Below are 20,650 nucleotides of genomic sequence, written 5' to 3'. Positions count from 1 at the left end.
AAGTCGCTTTATTCAAAATAAAACATAAGAGGGTTTTGGTCATGAACCAGAAAAACCTGTTCTCTAGATCAGCTTTAGCAATAGCAGTGGCAATTGTATCATCCAACGCAGGCGCGGCTGGTTTTTTGCTTAATGAATATTCTACATCCGCACTGGGACGCGCGTTTTCAGGGGCTGGTGCGATGGGCGACAACGCAAGTGAGGGAAGCCGAAACCCTGCTGCCATGATGTTGTTTGATCGCCCTTCTCTTTCTATTGGGGCTGTTTATATTGACCCAAGTGTTGATATTAAAGGGCGTGATAACGATATGTTTACTTCGAACAATATCGCACCAAATGCTCTTGTTCCTAACGCTCACTTTATCTTTCCTGTCAATGATAAATGGGCGGTTGGTACATCAATGACTACCAACTTTGGTTTAGCTACCGATTTCCCTAAAGATTATGCCGCAGGTTCAGTTGGTGGTAAAACCGACTTAAAAACCGTTAACCTAAATTTAAGTGGTGCCTATCGTTTAAATAACCATTTTAGTTTTGGTGTAGGTGCTAACGCAGTTTATGCGGATGCTGAAATAACTCGTCATGCGGGAGTGCTATCTCTACAACCACCTGTCTCAAGCCTACCCGGTATTGGCCCAAGCTCAACCATGGCAAAGCTAAAAGGTGATGACTGGGGCTATGGTTGGAATGCGGGTCTGTTGTATGAGATCAATGAAGACAACCGTTTAAGCTTAACTTACCGTTCTAAAGTTAAAGTTAAATTTGAAAATGGTAAATACTCAAATGACCTACCAAATATGCCCCTTCCAAATGGTCTTGTAGGGACTGGTGGCGAAAAAATCAAGGGAACTTTAGACCTTAACTTACCTGATATCTGGGAATTCTCTGGTTACCATAAAGTCGCACCTAAGTGGGCACTGCATTATAGCGTTGCTTACACGGGCTGGAGTGAGTTTAAAGAATTAACCGCTTATCGTAAGAGCGATGGCCAAGAACTATTCCATAAACCAGAAAACTTTGATGATGCATGGCGTCTCGCTATCGGTACCACTTATTTCTATGATGATAATTGGACTTTCCGTACAGGTATTGCCTATGATGAAAGCCCTGTACCAGCTAAATATCGTTCAATTTCTATTCCTGACCAAGACCGTTACTGGTTAAGCGCAGGAACCACTTATGCATTTAATGAAAACGCTTCTGTTGATGTGGGTATTTCTTATATGCATGGCAAAAAAGTCAATATAAATGAAAGGCTTGTAGAAAAAGACCCTAGAACTATGACGAGTTTCAAATCTGAAGGTTCTGCTTGGTTATACGGCGTAAACTTCAACTATACATTCTAATTAATTGAATTTTTAAGTATCAGGGAGTTCACTCCCTGATACTATTTTCAACTTCAACTATCTCATCTCACTAATTTTCAAAACTTAACATAAATTTTCTTGACCCTAATCCGCATCATATGTAAATTAAATGTTAAGCACATGAGTTCACCTCATCATTTCTTTATAAAATACACACTATCGCATTTTTAAGATAAATCGCTTTATATTTCATTAGATTACCATTCATTCTCTGAATGTTCTTATTTGCAAGTACAACTTAATAGCATATTTTATACTGATGATATCCACTAATATGTATGGCTTTTTCATCAAACTGTATTAATCACGCTATATTCTATTATTGGCTAAAGCCGAAAGGCATGTAAAAGAGGCTACAATGACTAAAACTTAGGAGGCTTTATGGGAACACTGTTTACTGTCGGTTTTATTGGTGTATTAGGGGTAATAGCCTTAATTGACACCGTCTCTCAACGAGGAAAGCGAGACAATGATTAGCTTTTTATTTATCACTCTCTAGTATCATTCGTATACAAGAGAGTGATAAACCTTCCAAAACAATTCAATATACTAATCTATCGAATCAAGTTGGTCTTCAATCGCTGCTGCATTTGGGTTTTCTGTTGCTTTTAACGCACCACCACTTGATAAAAAGTCATTACGTTGGAAATAGGCTTCTCGCATCATTAAGTACGGGTCTGAAGAGTTTTTCAGTAATCCATCTGAATCTAATAACCTTGCTCGAGTTTCAATTCCTTCCAGTGCCCATTTACCCGCTGACATCCAGAATGTGAGATAGCTTAGCATTGGATATAAATCATCAACTAAGTCCCCCCCTTGTTCCCTCGGTGTTGCGCTACCATATCCTGGCAGTACCACATAGGGGCCATAGCCCACATCGTAATAACCCAATGTATTACCAAAGCGTTTAGGTTCTTCTTTAACTAGCTGAGGATTAGCCATTGATGCAACATCAATGAGTCCCCCCATACCAAAGACGGTATTAAGGAAAAAGCGGTTAAAATGTTTGAAACCTTGAGTGACTTCACCCCGCAAAAAGCTATTCAACATACTTGCAGGTTCTTCAAGGTTAACAAAAAAATTGGTTAATCCATTACGGGCAGGCATCGGGACATAATCATTCCAAGCAACAGCGACTGGCCTTAACACATAAGGGTCGAGGACGTTATAGTTGAAATTAAACATTGCTCGGTTGAACCCTTCTAAGGGGTCTGAACGCTCATGTGTTTCTGGATCAATGCTACTTGCACAACCTGCAATTAGCACCCCTGCCAGAAAAACGCCCGTCATGCGAAACTTCATAACATTTCTCCATTCCCTGCACCGTTCCACTACGGTACTTTCCACTGTAATAACTGTTTTGCTTATAGTAAGGCTAAAAAAAGAATTATGTTAATCCTTTTGAGTTATTTAATTACCTTAAGGATTAATTATACGCCATTTAATCATATTCTTATTATAAGAAAATTGAACAATTAGTACAAAGCAGAAATGCTCGCTTCCCTTAATTATGGAAATGATAATCACCCTATTTTAGAGTAAAAAATAGTCAAAAAAACATTTATGGAAGATAAATTAGATTATTTGCCCGTAACAACTTGATTCAATTAGACCTGAACAGTAAAATGCCTTCGCTGTCATAATTATGACTCCAAAAGTCCCCTTAGTTAAATGGATATAACGAGCCCCTCCTAAGGGCTAGTTGCAGGTTCGATTCCTGCAGGGGACACCACAGCAAGCTAAACCCAGCTATTCCCACCTAAACAAAAACCTCATCAAGCTAGTCATGTCTACTACTCATACTCAATCCCCCCTATAAAGCGAAATACAAGCCAAATCGAAACAGCAAGACACAAAAAAAGCATACGAATTAACCGATACCTAAGGTTTGTATCTTCATATGTCAACAACGGCCCTATGTCTTGGCTTTTAAAATACTAAATCGCCAAAAAGAAAAATTTATAACGATGAAATGCCCCCCAGTAATTAGTTGCCCAACGATTAGTAGAAGGCACTTCATAGGCAGACTTCTTAGTTTATTATTAATTATTCTATTGCTAGATTAATATCCTCGTCGCATTTTCCGCTCTATTTGAATATTCTGACCAGCTTTAATACTGTTTAATGTGCTATCAACGTAAGGGTCATCTTTAGGATTTTCTTTACTTAACTCACGCCCAGAAGATGCACAAGCGGAAAGCATTACTGCAAAAACTATTATAAACAGCCTCATGTCATACCTCATATTTACACTTATATTAAGTTTTAGACCTATATAAGTTTGTAAGTTCAGATCAGCAATCAAACAATATCTAAACATTAAGAAAATAAGAAGTACCATAGACACAAACGCTGTGTTCGCATAAGCCTCGGTTGGTAGTAACCCAAACTTAATCATCTTAAATAAAATTATCGCAAAGATTAGTTATAAAGGCAGGTGCTTGGTAGTAAACCAACTCTATTTATTTTATTTGCTCTAAATGTTTTTTTATCGTATCAATACATTGTTCGGAGTTATCTATGATGATGACTTTAGATGCAAATAAAGGATTTTTAGCAAAGAAATCATCAAGTCTCTTATCAAATTGCTTTGCAAAGCGTAGCAGTTCAATCATATTAAAAAGCGTTTCTTTAGGCCCCATTGTTGTAAATTTCGATGAAAGGTATCGTTTTACAATTCTAAAGACACAAATACGATAAGGTATAATTAAGCGAATAATCAGCGTACAATCGTTAAAAAATGGTATTAAACGCCTATCGTAAGCACCTTCAACTATCCATTCCGTTTTAGACGTTATCACTGAAACTAAGGCGTTAATAATAGGTTGAGGATTTTTGATATATTCCTGCTGAGTTTTATCCCAATAAATCTCATCATAACCATACACGGGCGTGTTAAATTCATCAGATAACTTGGCAGATAACGTCGTCTTCCCTGCTCCAGATGTTCCTATAATACAAACTTTCATATCTTCTCTTCGTGTATCAAATGCTAGCCGCACAAAATAAATTTAAATGATAACAACAATGTCAACTTACAGCAGATTAAATGCAGTAAATATGATTATGATAATTCAGTTTTAGTGAGATAATGCCTTTCCATGCCTGTCTCTGGGAAATCAGGCAAGGACATTTGTTTTACATATCCTAATTTTTCATAAAAGGGTAAGGCTTGAAAACTGAATGTATCTACTAAACTATGAATACACCCTAATTTTATTGCTTCTCGTTCAGCGGTATACATCAATTTACTGCCTAATCCCGTTTTTCTGGCGTCCTCACTTACCCATAAAAAATCGATACAAAGCCAATTTGCCTTTACAGAAGCCAGTAATCCACCAAGCATAACACCAGAGTCATTTTTAAAATAAACGCCTAACTCACTAAAACGTTCTGCATTCAAATATTGGATATTAAAACTACGTAACCCTGCAAGTAGTTCTTCTTTATCTTCAGTGGTGATTTCATGTGCAACAATAATATTCATTCTATATTCTATTGATAGTCGGATAATAAAGCATTATTTCATACATATTTACTTTGATAAGTAAACAATAAAATATCAGAGAATTGAGTTTACAATTTTAAAATACATCGGTTTCTATAATTTGGGTAATTAAAGCAGTTACAGATAATACTAACGATGATTTTATCATTTGTTGAAAACGGTGTTTTTGCAATTCAATTAATTGGTTATCGACAAGATCCTCTGGTTGATTGAATCTCATCATTTCTGGTAAAGGTTCCATACAATGAAGCATTTTAATACTGCCTAAAATTTCATCATCTGTAAAATTTATATTTAAATTTTCTGCTGATAACGATTCATTCAAAGCAAGAAATAATTCTATATCTTCATAGGTTTCACGAGAAATCGCCCCTAATGCAAATAGAAGTTTCAAACGAACCGATAACTCTCCTAATGGCCCATTTCCAGTTAAAAGTGGTTCAACTGCATATTTTACCGCATAATCATCCTTTCTAAAAACTTTTAACATTAATTTATCAATAGCTTGTGAAATTAAAAGAACGACCTCTTGAACAAATAAATTTACTTCCGGCCGTTGATTTAACCGCTCAAGAATCTGATTTTCAATGTTTTGTTTATTTTCCATATTAGCTTCTTTTATCACTTTATAGCTATACTACTTACTATCATACTGTAGATAGCCATAAAGTGACTGAACCTCAATTAATCAATCTATTATCCGTAATATCACTTGTTACTCAATATCAATAACTGGTATTGGGAACAGATTCTATCAACAACCTCGGGATATTGCTCTAACCCACAAAGCTCAACAACCGCTTGATATATACCTTTGTCAGCAATTAACTTTGCCATTTCATTTGCTTGAGGATCAGCTTCACATCTGAAATGCAATGCGGCAGCAATTCCTATGATCAGATTTTCATTTGGTAATTGGTATTCAAATGTGCCTAACAACGGCTTAATTAAGCGATCATTAGAACTTAACTTTCTCATAGGCTGTCGCCCTACTCGACTAACATCATCTTTTAAATATGGGTTTGCAAAGCGACTTAGTATTTTATCTATGTATTGATTATGTATTTGTGAATCAAAGCCATAACGTTGAATTAAAACTTGTCCACTTTCTTGCATAGCCGATTTAACAACAGTATGGATCCTCAAATCCCCAATTGACTCACTAATTGTTTGGTATCCATATAATTGTCCCAAATACGCTGTCATCGCATGGCCTGTATTTAACGTAAATAGTTTGCGTTCAACAAATGCCATTAGGTTATCCGTTAATTCCATTCCATTGATAATAGGAATATCACCAACAAATTGTGTCTGGTCAACAATCCACTCACTAAAGGATTCGACAGTAACGTCAAGCGGGTCATCATTCGCTGCATCCATCGGAGGAACAATACGGTCAACTGCGGAGTCTACAAAGCCAATATGCTGCTCAACCCATTGATGCAACTCTTCAGGCAATTGAGCCAATACATGTTGCTTTAGTTGGCTAGTTCCTCTTACCATATTTTCACATGCAATAATATTGAGCGGCTGGTTATTTCCCAACGATTTTCTATGAATAATGCCTTTAGCTATCGTTGAGGCAATTTTTTCCAGCACCTGTGGCCCGACTGCTGTTGTAAGCATATCTGCTGTTGCAATAAACTCTATCGTTTTAGGGTCATTACTATTAACAGCGTGAATGTGTTGGACTTTCTCAATACGATTTTCCTGACCAACAACATGAACATTATAAGATTGTTGATGTGCTAATTGGTCAATTAATGGCTGATTGACATCAGTAAAAGTTACTTGTGAATTTGCGTCTGCTAATAATTTACCAATAAAACCGCGGCCTATATTTCCTGCACCAAAATGAATGACTTTCATTATTATTCTCCTCATGCTGCACTTTGAGACGCTAAAATTTCGAGTACTTCCTGAACATCTTGGGTTTCACATAAACGCTCAATAACCCCATCTTCATCTAAAGCGGAAGTAATTCGTGTGATAACTTCAATGTGCTCATTATTTTGTGCTGCAATACCAATAACTAGGCGGGCAATTTCATCAGGTTCTTCACCAAATTGTACGCCTTCAGGGTATTGGCAAATAACAATGCCAGTTTTTAATACTCGATCTTTTGCTTCTATGGTGCCATGAGGAACAGCAATAGATTCACCTAGATAGGTTGAAGTCAGTTTTTCGCGAGCTAACATCGCCTCAATATAGTCAGGCTCAACATAGCCACCCTCAACTAATTTTTGCCCCGCAAATTGAATGGCTTGCATTTTATTCTGTGCAGATAGGTTTAAATGAATATGCTTTGCACTCAATGTAAATATCGCATCATCATGATCTTCCATTTCATAGGATTCATCATTTGCTGCAATAATCGTTTGTTTAATCAGTCGTCCATCATTTGCTGCTTTAGGATTTTTTTTAGCTATTAAGTTTGTTACAAGATCATTATACGTTTGGCTATCTAGGAAATTAGTCAACGATATATGCATTGCATTTGGTGCAAATGTTTTCGCTCTTTGTGTTAAATCTTTATGCGTTATCACAATATCAACGTTATCCGGCAGGTCGTTAATTGCCATGTTCGTAACAGAAATTCCTAATAAGCCCGCATCACGCACCTTTTTAGCTAATACCCCTGCTCCCATGGCACTAGAACCCATTCCTGCATCACAAGCTACAATAATGTTGCGTACTTCTGCTAAATTAACAGAGGTATTTTGATTGATTTCTACTGCTGCCGATGATTTTGATTGCGATTTCATATTACGCATTTTTTTCGTAGCATTTTCGAGCTCATCATCATCACCTATGCGAGTTTTCTTTAATAAAATCGCGGAAACAATAAAGGAAACTAACGTCGCACTGGTGACTGATAAAATCACACCGACCAATGATGACTTAGGCGTCATCAACAGAACTGCAAATATTGAACCCGGTGATGCAGGAGAGACTAACCCTGCATGAAAAAGGTTCATAACAAACACTCCTGTCATCCCACCCAGAATAACTGCAAGAATTAACCGAGGGTTCATTAAGACATAGGGGAAATAAATCTCATGTATCCCACCAAAAAAGTGAATAATTGCGGCTCCTGGTGCAGATTGCTTCGCATTTCCTTTACCAAAAAACATGTAAGCAAGTAAAACACCTAAACCCGGTCCAGGGTTGGCTTCAATAAGAAAGAAAATAGATGCGCCAGTTTCAGTCGCTTGTTGAATACCTAAGGGTGAGAAAATACCGTGGTTAATCGCGTTATTTAGAAATAATATCTTGGCGGGCTCAACAAAAATAGACGTGAGTGGAAGTAAATTATTCTCCACCATCACATTCACGCCTGCTGCCAATATTTTGGATAGCCCTGCAACAAGAGGCCCAATAGCTAAATAAGCCAAAATGGCTAATAACATGCCGATAATGCCGGAGGAAAAATTATTCACCAACATTTCAAAACCTGTTTTAACTTTGCCTTCTATCCACAAATCAAAACGTTTTATTGCATATCCGCCTAATGGGCCAGCAATCATTGCCCCCATAAACATTGGCATGTCAGCACCAACAATTACCCCCATTGTTGTTATTGCGCCGACTATTCCGCCCCGCTCTCCACCAACTAAACGGCCACCAGTATAACCGATTAATAGTGGTAATAAATAAGTGATCATAGGGCCAACAAGTTGAGCTAATGTCTCATTAGGCCACCAGCCAGTTGGGATGAATAACGCCGTTATTAATCCCCAAGCGATAAAGGCACCGATATTAGGCATAACCATATTACTGAGGAAACGCCCAAAATTCTGTACCTTTAATTTGATATTTGATGTTACCATGACAGAACCCCGTGGTACGAAAATGATAAAGTTGTAACGTTATCGCCAAATAACGTCTGTGATTTTTTCAACACTTTCACTCTAGCATGAGCTTGATCAGATTCGCACCACGCGGGCCTTTTTGTGACCATCATCACCATCCACCCCCTACTTACCCCATCTTTATATTGACAAAGATCACAAAAAAATCGTGTTACTAAATTACATTGCTCTTTTTTTGCACTAAAAAAACATTTTTCGTGATTTTAATCACAAAGAAAAAATCACAATTTATCTTCAATTGGTGACAATCATCACAATTTATTTTCTATTTATCTTTTTCTACCCAGTGAACTGCCAACATTTTCTCACCCGCACAGATCATTTCTCAATTTTGTAATAAAATTACTAAACGTATTATCTATTTCATTATAGCCACCGTCTTTTTGAGATAGTCTTAAATAGAACCAACAGCAACGCATTATTATCAATACATTATTTAGCCTTGCTTCATCAGGTGTTCACCGATAAATTACCTCTAATTTTCTTAATTAAAATGTGAATATCATGACGTTAACCGTTATTGTTTTTCTTTTGGTTTATATTGCGATGGGCTTTGGTAAGCTACCTGGCTTCAAAGTTGATAGAACTGGCGCTGCGGTTATTGGTGCCTTAGCTATGATGGCTATCGATAGTATTACCCCTCCCCATGCATGGAATGCTATTGATTACCGAACTATTGGTATGTTATTTGGGCTTATGGTCGTTTCTGCTTCTTTTGTTGTTTCTGGTTTTTATAGCTGGACCGCAAACCGGGTGGCGATGCTAAAAGTTTCACCACCAATATTACTGGCTGTTTTAATTCTTGTCGGCGGCTTTCTTTCTGCATTGCTCACGAATGATGTTGTTGTTGTCGCTATGACACCATTATTAGTATCAATTAGTTTATCTCGCGGTTTAAACCCAATTCCTTTTTTACTTGGCTTTTGTTTCGCGGCTAATAACGGAGCGGCGGGCTCATTAATTGGTAGCCCACAGAATATGATCGCAGCGCAAGGACTCGATATCTCGTTTGTTGGCTTATTACAGGCGTCTGCAATACCAGCCCTGCTTTCCTTACCATTAACATGGTTGGTACTTGTTTGGTTATATCGTAATCGTTGGTATTTGACTAAAGAAAATGCGCTATCAACTCCCCCTCAAACCACCCAAGAAACATTAAATGTATGGGAAACAGCAAAAGCTGGCGTTATTACTTTCGCAGTTATCATTACCTTTATTGTGACTGATATTCCTAAAGAACTTATAGCATTAACGGCTGCTGGATTTTTATTATTAAATAGATCCATTGCCTCGAGTGATATGCTTAAACTCGTCGATGGCAATCTTTTATTACTCATCATGGGATTATTTGTCGTCAATGCCGCTTTTGCCGCCACAGGTCTTCCTCAGCAATTATTAACTGATTTGCGAAGCTATGGTGTGGATCTCAACAATCCATTAGCTCTATTTTTAGTTACTGGTGTTCTAAGTACTATCGTTGGAAACAACCCCTCAGTCATGTTACTCGTTCCCTTCTTAACACCTGAAGGTAATGCCGATTCGTTAGGCGCAGCTCTCGTTTTGGGTTCTGGTTTTTCAAGCAACTTACTGGTTTTCGGTAGTCTTGCTGGCATTATCGTGGTCGAACAATCAGCGGCATATGGCGTAAAAATTTCTTTTGGTGAGTTTTCTAAATCAGGGGGAGTTGTAGCACTCTTGTGTATGTTATTAGCTGCTGCATGGATTTTATTTGCTTTATAGTCGTTTTAGCCAATCTGCTATTACATTAGCAGATTGGTTATAATTATAAATTCTATGGCAGTATTGCAAAAGAACGAACAGGAAAACCACTAGCATTGTTTGGTTTAGCAACAATATTAAAAATTACAGCACCACGAGTGGGGACTTGGTCCAAATTAGCCAGTAATTCAACTTGGTATGTATCCTGTTCTAATACATAATACTCACCAAGTAACGCATTATTTTTTCGAAAATCTTTTGCTGCATCAGTATCAAATGTTTCATGGCCAATCGCTTTTATTCCGCGTTCTTCAAATAAAAATTTAAGTGCATCCATTCCCCAACCCGGTATTTGGTTATTGCCCTCGTCATCTTTATTATCCATCAGCTCTTGTGATGGCCAACGTTTACTCCAGTCAGTACGTAATGCAACAAAACTCCCTGATTCAATTCGGCCATATTTCGCTTCAAAATTAAGGACATCATCAAGAGAAAATGCAAAATTAGGATCTTCTTTTGCCCTTTCAGACTGGTCAATAACAATCAATGGCAGAACAAGTTCTTTTAATTCAAGCTCATGTAAATAACGTTTCCCTTCAACGAAATGACAGGGAGCATCAATATGGGTGCCATATTGTCCTGGAAATGTAAATTGCTGTGCAAAGAAACCTTCTGGATAGCCAAATAATGTTTTAAACTCAGCAGAGTCAAACATAAAAAAATGCGGTGAGTCTTTATCGAAGCTATGTGTCAAATCAACCCATTTTTTAGATTTTATTACATTAAATGCATCAATTAATTCATTGCTCATATTTTCCCCTGTCAGTTCTATTTTCTAAATAAAATTATCTACAGACTATTTTTATAATGCCTTTCCTAACCTATTAAATAACGAAAAAACATCCTGTTGTCTACAAATTCAACACGAATCTTTTTCATATTAAATCAGTAAGATATTTATCTTTTATAGCAAAAAACCACTAATTAATAAAAATTAGTGGTTAACATAATATTAATAATAAAAAAATAGACTAGGATTTTATTTAGGGTATTTGTTCCAGCTGTCAGGTTCAATAAAACCATCATAAATACGCTGAGAACGAATATAATCTGCATACTCTTTAGATTCAAAAGCTTCTTTCAAATCTTTTGCCCACTGAGCATCTAGGTCTTTTTGCATGACAGTCACAATAACGCGATGCTCTAGCGGTGAGTTTTCTACAACTAAACCATCAGCAATACGTTGGCCAGCACTTGCCACATAGTTACCATTCACAACAACAAAATCAACATCATCTAATAATCGCAACCCTTGAGCCGCATCGGTTTCTCGAATATCTAAGTTATATTCATTTGGGGAGATATCATTAACACTAAAACTTAATGTACTCACATCAGGCTTAATTGTAATCCAACCTAACTTTTCCAGGATCCTAGCGCCACGCTCTGCATTAACGGGGTCATTAGATAACGCAACAATCATACCATCTTTCACATCATCCAGCGTTTTATGTTTATTTGACCGCAGGCTTTGAGGCGCACTCGGTGAGTCTGTCAATGCCACCATGTTAATATTATTTTTTTTGTTATAAGCCTCCATATAGGCACGGCTTTGATTTACAGAAGCATCAATAGAGCCTTCTTCAAAAGCAGGGTTTATTTGCCTATTCTGTGAAAATTGGCGTAAATTAACGGTATAACCTTTTTTTTCTAAAATCGGTACAATACCTTTATCCACTTGGTCAATATAATTGCCAACACCAAAGCCTATTGTAATTTGTTTTTTATTAGGATTATCTTTTTCACTATTATCGCCACACCCAGCCAACACAACTAAAGCAGTAGTAATTAAAGATAAACCTATTATTTTTTGTTTTAACATATGTAACAACCCTGTAAAGATATTTTGGGCAGTATAATCATAATTAAAGAGCACAACTTAGACTATATCGTTATAACTTAATACAAAAGTAATATAAGAGTCACTTGTAATTCTTTTTGGTTATAAATATATAACAAATAGATCGTTCGATTAGTGATGTGATTGATATGTAATGAAGGAGATAAAAACGTTTAAAAAAAGTGAGTTGCTTTATGACTATTTCCTATAATGATGTAATTAATTATTTAACTAATTTAACACCAGATTCCAATCTAGCTAAAATTCGCCATGAACGCTCAGTCGCGACTGAAAATACTCAAGCCGTATTTGAAGCTATTTTTTCTACGCCATCGACACTTCTCACAAATGATGTGAAATATTATTTTGCTCATGAAGTCGCGAAAATAACGGGAAGTCCCCGTCTCGCTGAATTTTATTTGCAATTAATAGACTCAATTCCTGATGAACCTCTTACCCAACCACTTTCCACAGCAAAAGAATATCTGCAAATTTTAACGCAATCACCTAAAAACTCCCATTACCAATTAATTGCTGCATTAACTGAACAAGGTTGGCAAGAGAGTGACATCATTTTACTTGCCCAATTAATAACTTATGTCACCTATCAAGCTCGGCTAATCGAAGGGATCCTTTTACTGACAGATAATAGCAGCCTTACAAGTAATTCGTCCAAAGTTGTGGCTGGTAAATGGAACCATCAACTATTAACCCGAAAAGGGAACTCTTCTCCAACCGCTTTTACACAAGATAACTTAGGATGGGAAGCTTGGATTTCAGCAAGGGATGCGAAGACATTGTCTGTTGAAGAAGCTCAGGTTATGAAAAAATTTGGCCAATTAAACTCTGAATATTTTTTACTACTCGCACATCAAAGCAAAATTTTAGAATTACGAACCTTAGTTGACCGTGGGGTATTTTACACCACTGAAGGGCTACCTCGTTGGGAGCGGGAATTCGCTGCGGCGGTAACGAGTAAAGTTAATGGCTGCATTTATTGCGCTTCTGTTCATGCAAGAAAAGCCAGTCAGTATGCAAAAGAACGACGCACTGATGTCGATAAGCTATTAGCCACTGCGACCGGTTCAATTCTTGCTGAAGGCTTTGATGACAGATTGTTAGCCATCACAGACTTAGTCGCATCCTTGTCTGCAACCCCTATCCAAGCCACAGCACCACAAATAAAAACACTACAAGCTTTGGGTTTATCTGAACTTGAATTACTCGATTTAGTTCAATCGACGGCCTTCTTCTCATGGGCAAACCGCTTGATGTTATCTCTGGGTGAACCCTTTGAAATAGTAGAAGGTAAGGAGTAATTCAATGGAACTGATTATGGGTTTAGAGGCATTAGAAGCGCAAATAAAACAAGATTTGCAGTATCTAAATTTACCAATAACGTCTTGGTCATTATCAAAAAATAACCCTGAAAACCAAGTTGTTGATGTCGCTATCATTGGTGCGGGTATGTCAGGTATTACAGCAGCATTCGCCCTGAAATTACGCGGTATCAACGCGATTGTTTTCGATCAAGCCTCTGCTGGCAAAGAAGGCCCATGGCAAGCCCCTGCACTAATGGAAACACTACGTTCCCCAAAACATGTGGTTGGCCCTGCGCTTGCATCCCCCTCTTTAACTTTTCAGGCTTGGTTTAAAGCTCAGTTTGGCATTCAAAAATGGGATGAACTCGATAAAATCCCACGTGTGCAGTGGGGAGAATACTTGCAATGGTATAAAACCATGACAGAACCCTATGTGCTTAATCAATATCGGTTAGTGGATGTGCAATTAAACGATAACTACCGTGAATTAATTTTTGATACCCCAGAAGGAACGGTCAGTTATCAAGCGCAACATGTAATTTTAGCGACTGGAATGGAGTCTTTTAGTGAAGCTAATATCCCTAGCTTTATGAATGACATCCCAACGACCTATTGGGAACATTCATATGCAGGTACTGACTATCGTCGCTTTAAGGGTTTAGACATTGGTGTTGTTGGCTATAGTGCAGGTGCTATGGATAGTTCAGCAACGGCATTAGAAAATGGTGCTAATTCGGTTGAAATTTTAATTCGTGCTAGCGATATGCCTCGTGTAAACCGAGGGAAAGTTGCTGGAAGCGCAGGTTTTACCAATGCATATACCTATTTTACCGATGCTCAAAAATGGCATTACACGGACTATGTTGCCAAAGCCAAAACACCAGCGCCGCACGGAAGCACATTAAGAGTATCTCGTCATGAGAATGCTTATTTCAATTTCAATACTCAAGTTAAATTTATTGAATTAAAAAACAAAAAGTTACATGTCACGACAACGACAGGTAAATTTATATTAGATTATTTGATCTTGGCAACTGGTTATCGGATTAATTGGGCCAAGCACAGCGCCTTTCATCGGTTATCACCGCTAGTTAAAACGTGGGGAGATGCATACACGCCATCCATTCATGAAGAAAATACAGAGTTAGCTTCACATCCTTATTTAGGTAATCACTTTGAATTTCAAGCGAAACACAAGCAAGACACACTAAAAATCAATCAGTTATATTGTTTTAACTTAAGTGCATCGCTCAGTATGGGGCCTGTTATAGGGTTAATCCCCGGAACTAATGTTGGGGCAGAACGATTGGCTGACCATATTGCAGCTCAATTGTACTTGAGTCATCAAGAACAACACCTTGAGCAAGTCAAGAATAGCCAAGAAGCTGAATTATTAGGTGATGAGTGGCAACCCGCTGCACCACCTTCAGAACGCGTGCAATTAACTGATAATGTAGAGTAAATCATGATTACCTTTCAAAATATTCAAAAAGTCTATGAAAAAGATGGGCAGTCTTTAGTTGCATTGCAAGACATTAATTTGCATATCAATAAAGGTGATATCTTTGGATTTATTGGTTATAGCGGAGCGGGTAAAAGTTCACTTATCCGCTTGGTGAATCAATTAGAAAAACCAACCAGTGGGGCAGTTATTATTAATGGCCAGAATATTGCTGAACATACCCCTGCAGAAACTCGTTCACATAAAAAAAGCATTGGTATGATTTTCCAGCATTTCAATTTGCTAGAAACTAAAACTGTTGCTCAAAATATTGCGATGCCCTTATTACTTTCAGGTGTCGATAAACAAGAAATCACTCGGCGAGTTGATAGCATTCTTGAATATGTCGAACTTAGCGATAAAAAACACCAATACCCTGGGCAGCTATCCGGTGGGCAAAAGCAGCGTGTTGGTATTGCTCGTGCTTTGATCAATAACCCACAAATTTTGTTATGTGATGAAGCCACTTCAGCCCTTGACCCGCAAACAACTCGCTCAATTTTGCAATTATTAAAAAAAATCAATCAAGAGCAAAATATTACTATCTTGCTCGTAACTCATGAAATGGAAGTCATTGAAGAAATCTGTAACCGTGTAGCCGTTATGGAATCAGGAAAAATTGTCGAAGAAGGAACTGTACTTGATATTTTTGCAAATCCTCATCAAGACACAACCAGAAAATTTGTAGGGACAGTGTTAAATGAAGAAATTCCAGAACGCGTTCTACATAACTTAGAACACCAACAAGATGTTTATCGTCTTGAATTTTTAGGGTCCTCTGCGCAACAACCTGTTGTTAATGAGTTAATACTGAAAGAAATTGTCAAAATAAATATTTTGTTTGCCAATATGAAAGAGATCAGTGGTGTCGTGCTAGGCAGCATGTTTGTCCAATTTATTGGTGATAAAGAAAAAATTGAAGATGCAGTTTCTTTTCTTCGCCAACGTGGAGTTGCAGTTAATAAGGGGGCACTATGACACAATTATTCGAAACCGCTTTAACAACTAAACAGTTTTTATTAGCGATGTCAGAAACTTTTACGATGGTTAGCGTTGCGCTCGTATTAGGTTCTATATTTGGGATCTTATTAGGTATCGTACTTGTTGTAACGAGACCAGACGGTATTTGGGAAAATAAATGTATTTATCGTATAGTGAACCCGATTATTAATATTATTCGCTCACTGCCTTTTATCATCTTATTAGTTGCGATGATCCCTCTCACACGCTTTATGGTGGGAACTTCAATAGGAACAACTGCAGCAATAGTGCCATTAGTCATTTTTATTGCGCCCTATACCGCACGCTTAGTTGAAAATTCATTACTCAGTGTACATTCGGGTATTATTGAAGCGGCTGATTCTATGGGAGCGACTAATTGGCAAATTGTTTGGCATTTTATTTTACCAGAAGCAAAGTCATCATTAATTTTAAGTTTAACCGCTGCAAGTATTACTTTAGTCGGTGCAACCGCGATGGCAGGAGCCGTTGGTGGTGGTGGCGTTGGTGACTTAGCTCTAAACTACGGCTACCAACGTTTTGATAATGTCGCAATGGCTATTACCGTTGTTACATTGGTAATTATAGTACAAGGCATGCAATTTATTGGTGACTATTTAGCTAAAAAAGCGCGCTACCATTAATTAGATGGTGAAGGTCGAAAGAATATTCGGCCTTCTCTCTTTTACCTTACTTTATAAGTGCCTATTTTTCCCCTCAATGCTTATGTCCCCCATTTCAAAATTACCTTTAATTAAAAAATTAAAAATAAAGTGGACTACGGTGCCTACTTATTCAAATTTATCGTTTTTTTACGTGATTTAACTCACTTTAATAATAAAAAATGCGATAAATAATCAAATTATTTAAATTTATTTATATTATAATCATGTAGATATACTTTTTAATGGATATTATCAGCTTTTCGCTAAAATAATCTATTCTCTATGTATATTTAGTCGTCTTGCTGTTTTTTCATTTTTTGCTTTCTACGCGCGCTTTACGATGCATCGTCAGCGTTTTATTCACTTACAGATTAAACTGATTATGCCAACTATTGAACAACTCATTTTATTGATTTCTATACTCATTCTTTTGGGAATTTTCTCTAGCAAATTGTCTGCTAGGCTCGGTTTACCTATGCTAGTCATGTTTTTGTTTATTGGCATGTTAGCAGGCGAAGACGGGATAGGTAAGATTACATTTGATAACGTGAATGTTTCCTATGCCGTTGGTTCTCTCGCCCTTGCTTTAATTTTATTTGATGGGGGTCTACAAACATCAGTAAAATCAATTCGTCTAGTTTGGAAACCATCTTTTACACTAGCAACATTAGGCGTTCTTATCACCGCAGGTGTGACAGGTCTTGCTGCTGCCTATATTCTCGGCGTTCCTCTGCTTGAAGGGCTATTACTAGGCGCTATCGTAGGTTCTACCGATGCCGCAGCCGTTTTTTCCTTACTACGCAACGCGGGGATCTATTTAAATGAACGATTGCAATCCACTTTAGAAATAGAAAGTGCAACAAATGACCCTACGGCCATATTTTTAACTGTTGGTTTATTACAACTTTTAATGAACCCACAAGCTTCAGGTAGTGAATTAATTCTGCTGTTTTTTAGCCAAATGGGAATAGGTACTGTTGTTGGCTTGAGCGTTGGCTGGGTTTCAGTCAAAATTATCAATAAGATTAAGCTATTAGCTACTGGTTTGTATCCTGTGCTTGTCGCTGCATGTGGACTACTATCTTTCGGTCTCGCCAGTAATTTAGAAGGCAGTGGGTTTTTATCTATTTTTGTCACTGGTGTTGTGATTGGTAATCATCGGCTTGTTTTTCAACGCAATACATTTTTGTTCCATGATGGATTAGCATGGCTAAGCCAAATTATCATGTTCGTTATGCTAGGGTTACTTGTCAACCCAAGTTCTCTTATTGAAGTCTGGCTTGAAGGCTTAATTATTGCTCTGGTCTTAACGTTTATCGCGAGGCCATTGGCTGTAATACCTGTTCTAAAATTATTTGGTTTCCCTAAACCTGAAATAACATTAATTTCTTGGGTAGGGTTACGTGGCTCTGTTCCTATTATTCTTGCTATTTTCCCGTTTATCTACGGGCTACCTAATGCCCATTTAATTTTTGACGTGGTTTTCTTTGTGGTATTAATTTCAGCAACCTTACAAGGCTCAACCTTGCCTTACGTTGCTCGTAAATTAAATTTAATGCAGCCACCTCCATTGATCCCTGCGGCCACTTTAGATATTACCGCAGTAGAACAAATAGACGCAGATTTAGTGGAATATACATTAGGAGAGGATTGCTCTGCAGTGGGTCGCCGATTATCGCAACTTGCATTACCTGACCAAACTGTCATTGCAATGATCACGCGTGAAAAAAGTGTTTTACCTCCAAGGGGTTCAACTACCTTTCATGCTGAAGACCATTTATTCGTTGTTCTTAAACCTGAAAATCGTATTTTTCTTGAACGCCTTTTTTCAGAAAAAAACATCTCTGAACACACTCCTATTGAACTTCCCGATACAGGGCTAAGTCTAAAAGGAACGACTCGATTAAATGAGATCTACTCATCTTATGGTATCCAAATTGATAATAGTGATGAAAGGACTCTTAACCAATTTATTCACGCTTCTATATCGGAACCTTTGCAAGATACCATCATAAAATTAGATCAACTGCAATTAAGAATTGGAGAGATGATAGGCACACGTATCGTAACCGTAATATTAGAGCCAATCAAAGAGCAGGAAGGTTAACGGAGCATAAATATCTTACCCAATATTTTTCTTAGATATTGAGTAAAATCTTAAGTAATAATTATTTTAAGATACAAAAATAAAAGCCCTTTCGGGCTTTTATTTGTTCTTTAATGAAACATAAGATAAAAACAGCTATTGTCATTTTAAGCTATAAATAGCAGGTATATTTAATTTATGTTCCTAATTGAAACAATTAAGAATTAAAGCGAATTACGTTTCATTCTAAAACAATATAGATATTTAGTTACACCAGAGTATATGCAGAGCTTTCAAACCCCTTATTACCCGTGCTCTCATCTACTTGAGTATCCTCTTGCAGGACTTCACTAAAAAACTCACCCATGTTAACGTCTAAAACTTTTAATACTCGAACTAGACAATCTATATCGATACGATTCACACCACGCTCGTAACGAAATAGTTGTTGTTCACTTATATCTATCTCTTTAGCTAACTGAAAAACAGTAAAGCCTTGAGCTCTTCTAAGGGCTTTTATTTTTTGTCCAACTGCACAAGCGACAGGATATTTCGTGTTCATAAACATTCTCGCTTCAATTTATATTTAAGGAAATAAAAATTAGCAGATAATTATCTACATATTTTATTTTTTATATTTATGTGTATAACATTGATAATGCTACAGACGATTCAGCATATATCTAACAGAATGATATACTACCCTTATAATTAGTTTCAACTAGTCCTAAATTGACATTGCAACTATGTAACAAAGTATTTCACGCTATACATTTCCGTATTAAAATCAAAATAATACTTTAATATCACAAAGTTACACGCAACGTGTGTATCACTGCATAGTAATATTCCAGAGGATATGCCTAAACCCTTGGAATATTCATCTAAAAAAGACGCATACAGCAGATGTATAACCTAAAAATAAAGGAAATAAATAGAATTATTTAACACTGTAACAATATTAATGTTATTGATACAATTAAACTCGATGAAAAGTGATAAACCCAGTATAAATGATACTTTTATGTAAAAAATGGTAAAAACAGTCAATTTTATCTCTAAAACTCTCTAATTCGACAAAATATCAGTACGTTAAAAAGCCAGTTAAACTGTTACAATTAGTAAATTACTAAATTTTTAAAGTAGCAAGAAATGGATTTATTATCTACAAGTACCAAACATAACAAAACCATAACGTTAAGAAAGCTTATTATTCATTTTACTAGATGAATATCACAAAATTATGAAAAATAACTTTCATCGACAGTCTGTTTTTGATTCCACTTGTTTCTGTTTTTTTAGGATGAAGGATAATACAAAATTTTAAAAATAAACACAATTTAAGCATTTATAGCTAAATTACAGATTTTTATATTTACGATATAATGAAAGCTATTTATAAAAAATGATAATTACTCGTCCATTCTATGGAAGAGTAATTAGCCATTCATTTATGCTTAAATGACGTCATTATATTTTAAAATATATCCTGCTAATGCCATATTGGAATATAGACATAAAAACTAAGTGGCTTTCAAAGTACATCTTGAATTATTTTACATATTAGGCGGGCTGTGTAGCCGATAATTCTCTAAGTTCTTATCATATTACTTAGAAAATGCAACTTACAAAATAGGTGTATTATTTAGTGAGTAAGTGTTTACTGAGCTAAGTATTAGTTTGGATTATTTGCTTGATAATGGCTTGAGCT

General features: G+C 36.7%; 17 protein-coding genes and 1 tRNA gene. 8 read left to right on the top strand and 10 right to left on the bottom strand.

The genetic code is table 11. The annotated features are described in order from the left end of the window. Positions 1-41: 41 nt before the first annotated feature. Positions 42-1,346 (top strand): long-chain fatty acid transporter FadL, encoded by a 1,305-nt coding sequence (gene fadL, locus PR834_RS18935; protein WP_004257170.1) that lies wholly within the window; start codon positions 42-44, stop codon positions 1,344-1,346. A gap of 570 nt (positions 1,347-1,916) precedes the next feature. On the opposite strand, the gene mlaA is transcribed toward fadL, so the two are convergent. Beyond that, positions 1,917-2,669, bottom strand: a complete 753-nt coding sequence (gene mlaA / locus PR834_RS18930; RefSeq protein WP_004912414.1) for a phospholipid-binding lipoprotein MlaA — start codon at positions 2,667-2,669, stop codon at positions 1,917-1,919. Between the two features lie 355 nt (positions 2,670-3,024). Here mlaA and PR834_RS18925 point away from each other — a divergent pair. Beyond that, positions 3,025-3,099 (top strand) — tRNA-Arg (locus PR834_RS18925). Positions 3,100-3,429: 330 nt separating this feature from the next. Here PR834_RS18925 and PR834_RS18920 read toward each other — a convergent pair. From PR834_RS18920 to PR834_RS18895, 6 genes are all read right to left on the bottom strand, one after another. Beyond that, on the bottom strand, positions 3,430-3,600 hold the full coding sequence (locus PR834_RS18920) for a hypothetical protein (RefSeq protein WP_153673958.1): 171 nt from the start codon (positions 3,598-3,600) through the stop codon (positions 3,430-3,432). 229 nt (positions 3,601-3,829) lie between these two features. Beyond that, a complete protein-coding gene (locus PR834_RS18915) occupies positions 3,830-4,336 on the bottom strand; it encodes an AAA family ATPase (RefSeq protein WP_272536860.1) in 507 nt (168 codons plus the stop codon). Between the two features lie 95 nt (positions 4,337-4,431). After that, complete coding sequence (locus PR834_RS18910; protein WP_094963173.1) at positions 4,432-4,854, bottom strand: GNAT family N-acetyltransferase; 423 nt, start codon at positions 4,852-4,854, stop codon at positions 4,432-4,434. 97 nt (positions 4,855-4,951) lie between these two features. Beyond that, entirely contained in the window at positions 4,952-5,482 is a 531-nt protein-coding gene (locus PR834_RS18905; RefSeq protein WP_036958979.1) for an MltR family transcriptional regulator, read from the bottom strand. A gap of 101 nt (positions 5,483-5,583) precedes the next feature. Next, positions 5,584-6,744: a mannitol-1-phosphate 5-dehydrogenase gene (locus PR834_RS18900; protein ID WP_036958981.1), complete on the bottom strand. Its 1,161-nt coding sequence runs from the start codon at positions 6,742-6,744 to the stop codon at positions 5,584-5,586. Positions 6,745-6,755: 11 nt separating this feature from the next. Next, complete coding sequence (locus PR834_RS18895) at positions 6,756-8,705, bottom strand: PTS mannitol transporter subunit IICBA (protein ID WP_110591941.1); 1,950 nt, start codon at positions 8,703-8,705, stop codon at positions 6,756-6,758. A gap of 546 nt (positions 8,706-9,251) precedes the next feature. Between PR834_RS18895 and PR834_RS18890 the strand changes: the two genes are divergently transcribed. Continuing rightward, a complete protein-coding gene (locus PR834_RS18890) occupies positions 9,252-10,487 on the top strand; it encodes an SLC13 family permease (RefSeq protein ID WP_110591942.1) in 1,236 nt (411 codons plus the stop codon). A 52-nt stretch (positions 10,488-10,539) separates the two neighbouring features. On the opposite strand, the gene PR834_RS18885 is transcribed toward PR834_RS18890, so the two are convergent. Continuing rightward, positions 10,540-11,277 carry a cyclase family protein gene (locus PR834_RS18885; protein ID WP_110591943.1) on the bottom strand — a complete coding sequence of 246 codons (738 nt, stop codon included), beginning with the start codon at positions 11,275-11,277 and terminating at the stop codon, positions 10,540-10,542. A 228-nt stretch (positions 11,278-11,505) separates the two neighbouring features. Continuing rightward, the gene (locus tag PR834_RS18880; RefSeq protein WP_094963177.1) at positions 11,506-12,348 is read right to left on the bottom strand and encodes a MetQ/NlpA family ABC transporter substrate-binding protein; all 843 of its coding nucleotides are present in this window, start codon (positions 12,346-12,348) and stop codon (positions 11,506-11,508) included. A 212-nt stretch (positions 12,349-12,560) separates the two neighbouring features. Between PR834_RS18880 and PR834_RS18875 the strand changes: the two genes are divergently transcribed. From PR834_RS18875 to PR834_RS18855, 5 genes are all read left to right on the top strand, one after another. Next, on the top strand, positions 12,561-13,685 hold the full coding sequence (locus PR834_RS18875) for a CMD domain-containing protein (protein WP_272525591.1): 1,125 nt from the start codon (positions 12,561-12,563) through the stop codon (positions 13,683-13,685). 4 nt (positions 13,686-13,689) lie between these two features. Continuing rightward, a complete protein-coding gene (locus tag PR834_RS18870; RefSeq protein WP_196732332.1) occupies positions 13,690-15,150 on the top strand; it encodes an NAD(P)-binding domain-containing protein in 1,461 nt (486 codons plus the stop codon). Positions 15,151-15,153: 3 nt separating this feature from the next. Further along, positions 15,154-16,167, top strand: a complete 1,014-nt coding sequence (locus tag PR834_RS18865; protein WP_004264860.1) for a methionine ABC transporter ATP-binding protein — start codon at positions 15,154-15,156, stop codon at positions 16,165-16,167. Continuing rightward, on the top strand, positions 16,164-16,832 hold the full coding sequence (locus tag PR834_RS18860) for a methionine ABC transporter permease (protein ID WP_004264861.1): 669 nt from the start codon (positions 16,164-16,166) through the stop codon (positions 16,830-16,832). Before PR834_RS18865 ends, PR834_RS18860 begins: the two co-directional genes overlap by 4 nt. Positions 16,833-17,193: 361 nt before the next feature. Continuing rightward, positions 17,194-18,960: a potassium/proton antiporter gene (locus tag PR834_RS18855; RefSeq protein ID WP_272536859.1), complete on the top strand. Its 1,767-nt coding sequence runs from the start codon at positions 17,194-17,196 to the stop codon at positions 18,958-18,960. Positions 18,961-19,207: 247 nt separating this feature from the next. Here PR834_RS18855 and PR834_RS18850 read toward each other — a convergent pair whose 3' ends face one another. Beyond that, positions 19,208-19,501, bottom strand: coding sequence for a helix-turn-helix domain-containing protein (locus PR834_RS18850; RefSeq protein WP_036959042.1), 294 nt, complete (start codon positions 19,499-19,501; stop codon positions 19,208-19,210). Between the last annotated feature and the right edge of the window lie 1,149 nt (positions 19,502-20,650).

The organism is Providencia sp. PROV182 (assembly GCF_028480325.1).
Lineage (GTDB): Bacteria > Pseudomonadota > Gammaproteobacteria > Enterobacterales > Enterobacteriaceae > Providencia > Providencia hangzhouensis.
This window is presented reverse-complemented; position numbering and strand designations above follow the sequence as displayed.

What these genes read in the sequence shown, in the direction of transcription:
- fadL (WP_004257170.1), top strand. Translation starts at nt 42, where the DNA reads ATGAACCAGAAAAACCTGTTCTCTAGATCAGCTTTAGCAATAGCAGTG.
- mlaA (WP_004912414.1), bottom strand. Translation starts at nt 2,669, where the DNA reads ATGAAGTTTCGCATGACGGGCGTTTTTCTGGCAGGGGTGCTAATTGCA.
- PR834_RS18920 (WP_153673958.1), bottom strand. Translation starts at nt 3,600, where the DNA reads ATGAGGCTGTTTATAATAGTTTTTGCAGTAATGCTTTCCGCTTGTGCA.
- PR834_RS18915 (WP_272536860.1), bottom strand. Translation starts at nt 4,336, where the DNA reads ATGAAAGTTTGTATTATAGGAACATCTGGAGCAGGGAAGACGACGTTA.
- PR834_RS18910 (WP_094963173.1), bottom strand. Translation starts at nt 4,854, where the DNA reads ATGAATATTATTGTTGCACATGAAATCACCACTGAAGATAAAGAAGAA.
- PR834_RS18905 (WP_036958979.1), bottom strand. Translation starts at nt 5,482, where the DNA reads ATGGAAAATAAACAAAACATTGAAAATCAGATTCTTGAGCGGTTAAAT.
- PR834_RS18900 (WP_036958981.1), bottom strand. Translation starts at nt 6,744, where the DNA reads ATGAAAGTCATTCATTTTGGTGCAGGAAATATAGGCCGCGGTTTTATT.
- PR834_RS18895 (WP_110591941.1), bottom strand. Translation starts at nt 8,705, where the DNA reads ATGGTAACATCAAATATCAAATTAAAGGTACAGAATTTTGGGCGTTTC.
- PR834_RS18890 (WP_110591942.1), top strand. Translation starts at nt 9,252, where the DNA reads ATGACGTTAACCGTTATTGTTTTTCTTTTGGTTTATATTGCGATGGGC.
- PR834_RS18885 (WP_110591943.1), bottom strand. Translation starts at nt 11,277, where the DNA reads ATGAGCAATGAATTAATTGATGCATTTAATGTAATAAAATCTAAAAAA.
- PR834_RS18880 (WP_094963177.1), bottom strand. Translation starts at nt 12,348, where the DNA reads ATGTTAAAACAAAAAATAATAGGTTTATCTTTAATTACTACTGCTTTA.
- PR834_RS18875 (WP_272525591.1), top strand. Translation starts at nt 12,561, where the DNA reads ATGACTATTTCCTATAATGATGTAATTAATTATTTAACTAATTTAACA.
- PR834_RS18870 (WP_196732332.1), top strand. Translation starts at nt 13,690, where the DNA reads ATGGAACTGATTATGGGTTTAGAGGCATTAGAAGCGCAAATAAAACAA.
- PR834_RS18865 (WP_004264860.1), top strand. Translation starts at nt 15,154, where the DNA reads ATGATTACCTTTCAAAATATTCAAAAAGTCTATGAAAAAGATGGGCAG.
- PR834_RS18860 (WP_004264861.1), top strand. Translation starts at nt 16,164, where the DNA reads ATGACACAATTATTCGAAACCGCTTTAACAACTAAACAGTTTTTATTA.
- PR834_RS18855 (WP_272536859.1), top strand. Translation starts at nt 17,194, where the DNA reads ATGCATCGTCAGCGTTTTATTCACTTACAGATTAAACTGATTATGCCA.
- PR834_RS18850 (WP_036959042.1), bottom strand. Translation starts at nt 19,501, where the DNA reads ATGAACACGAAATATCCTGTCGCTTGTGCAGTTGGACAAAAAATAAAA.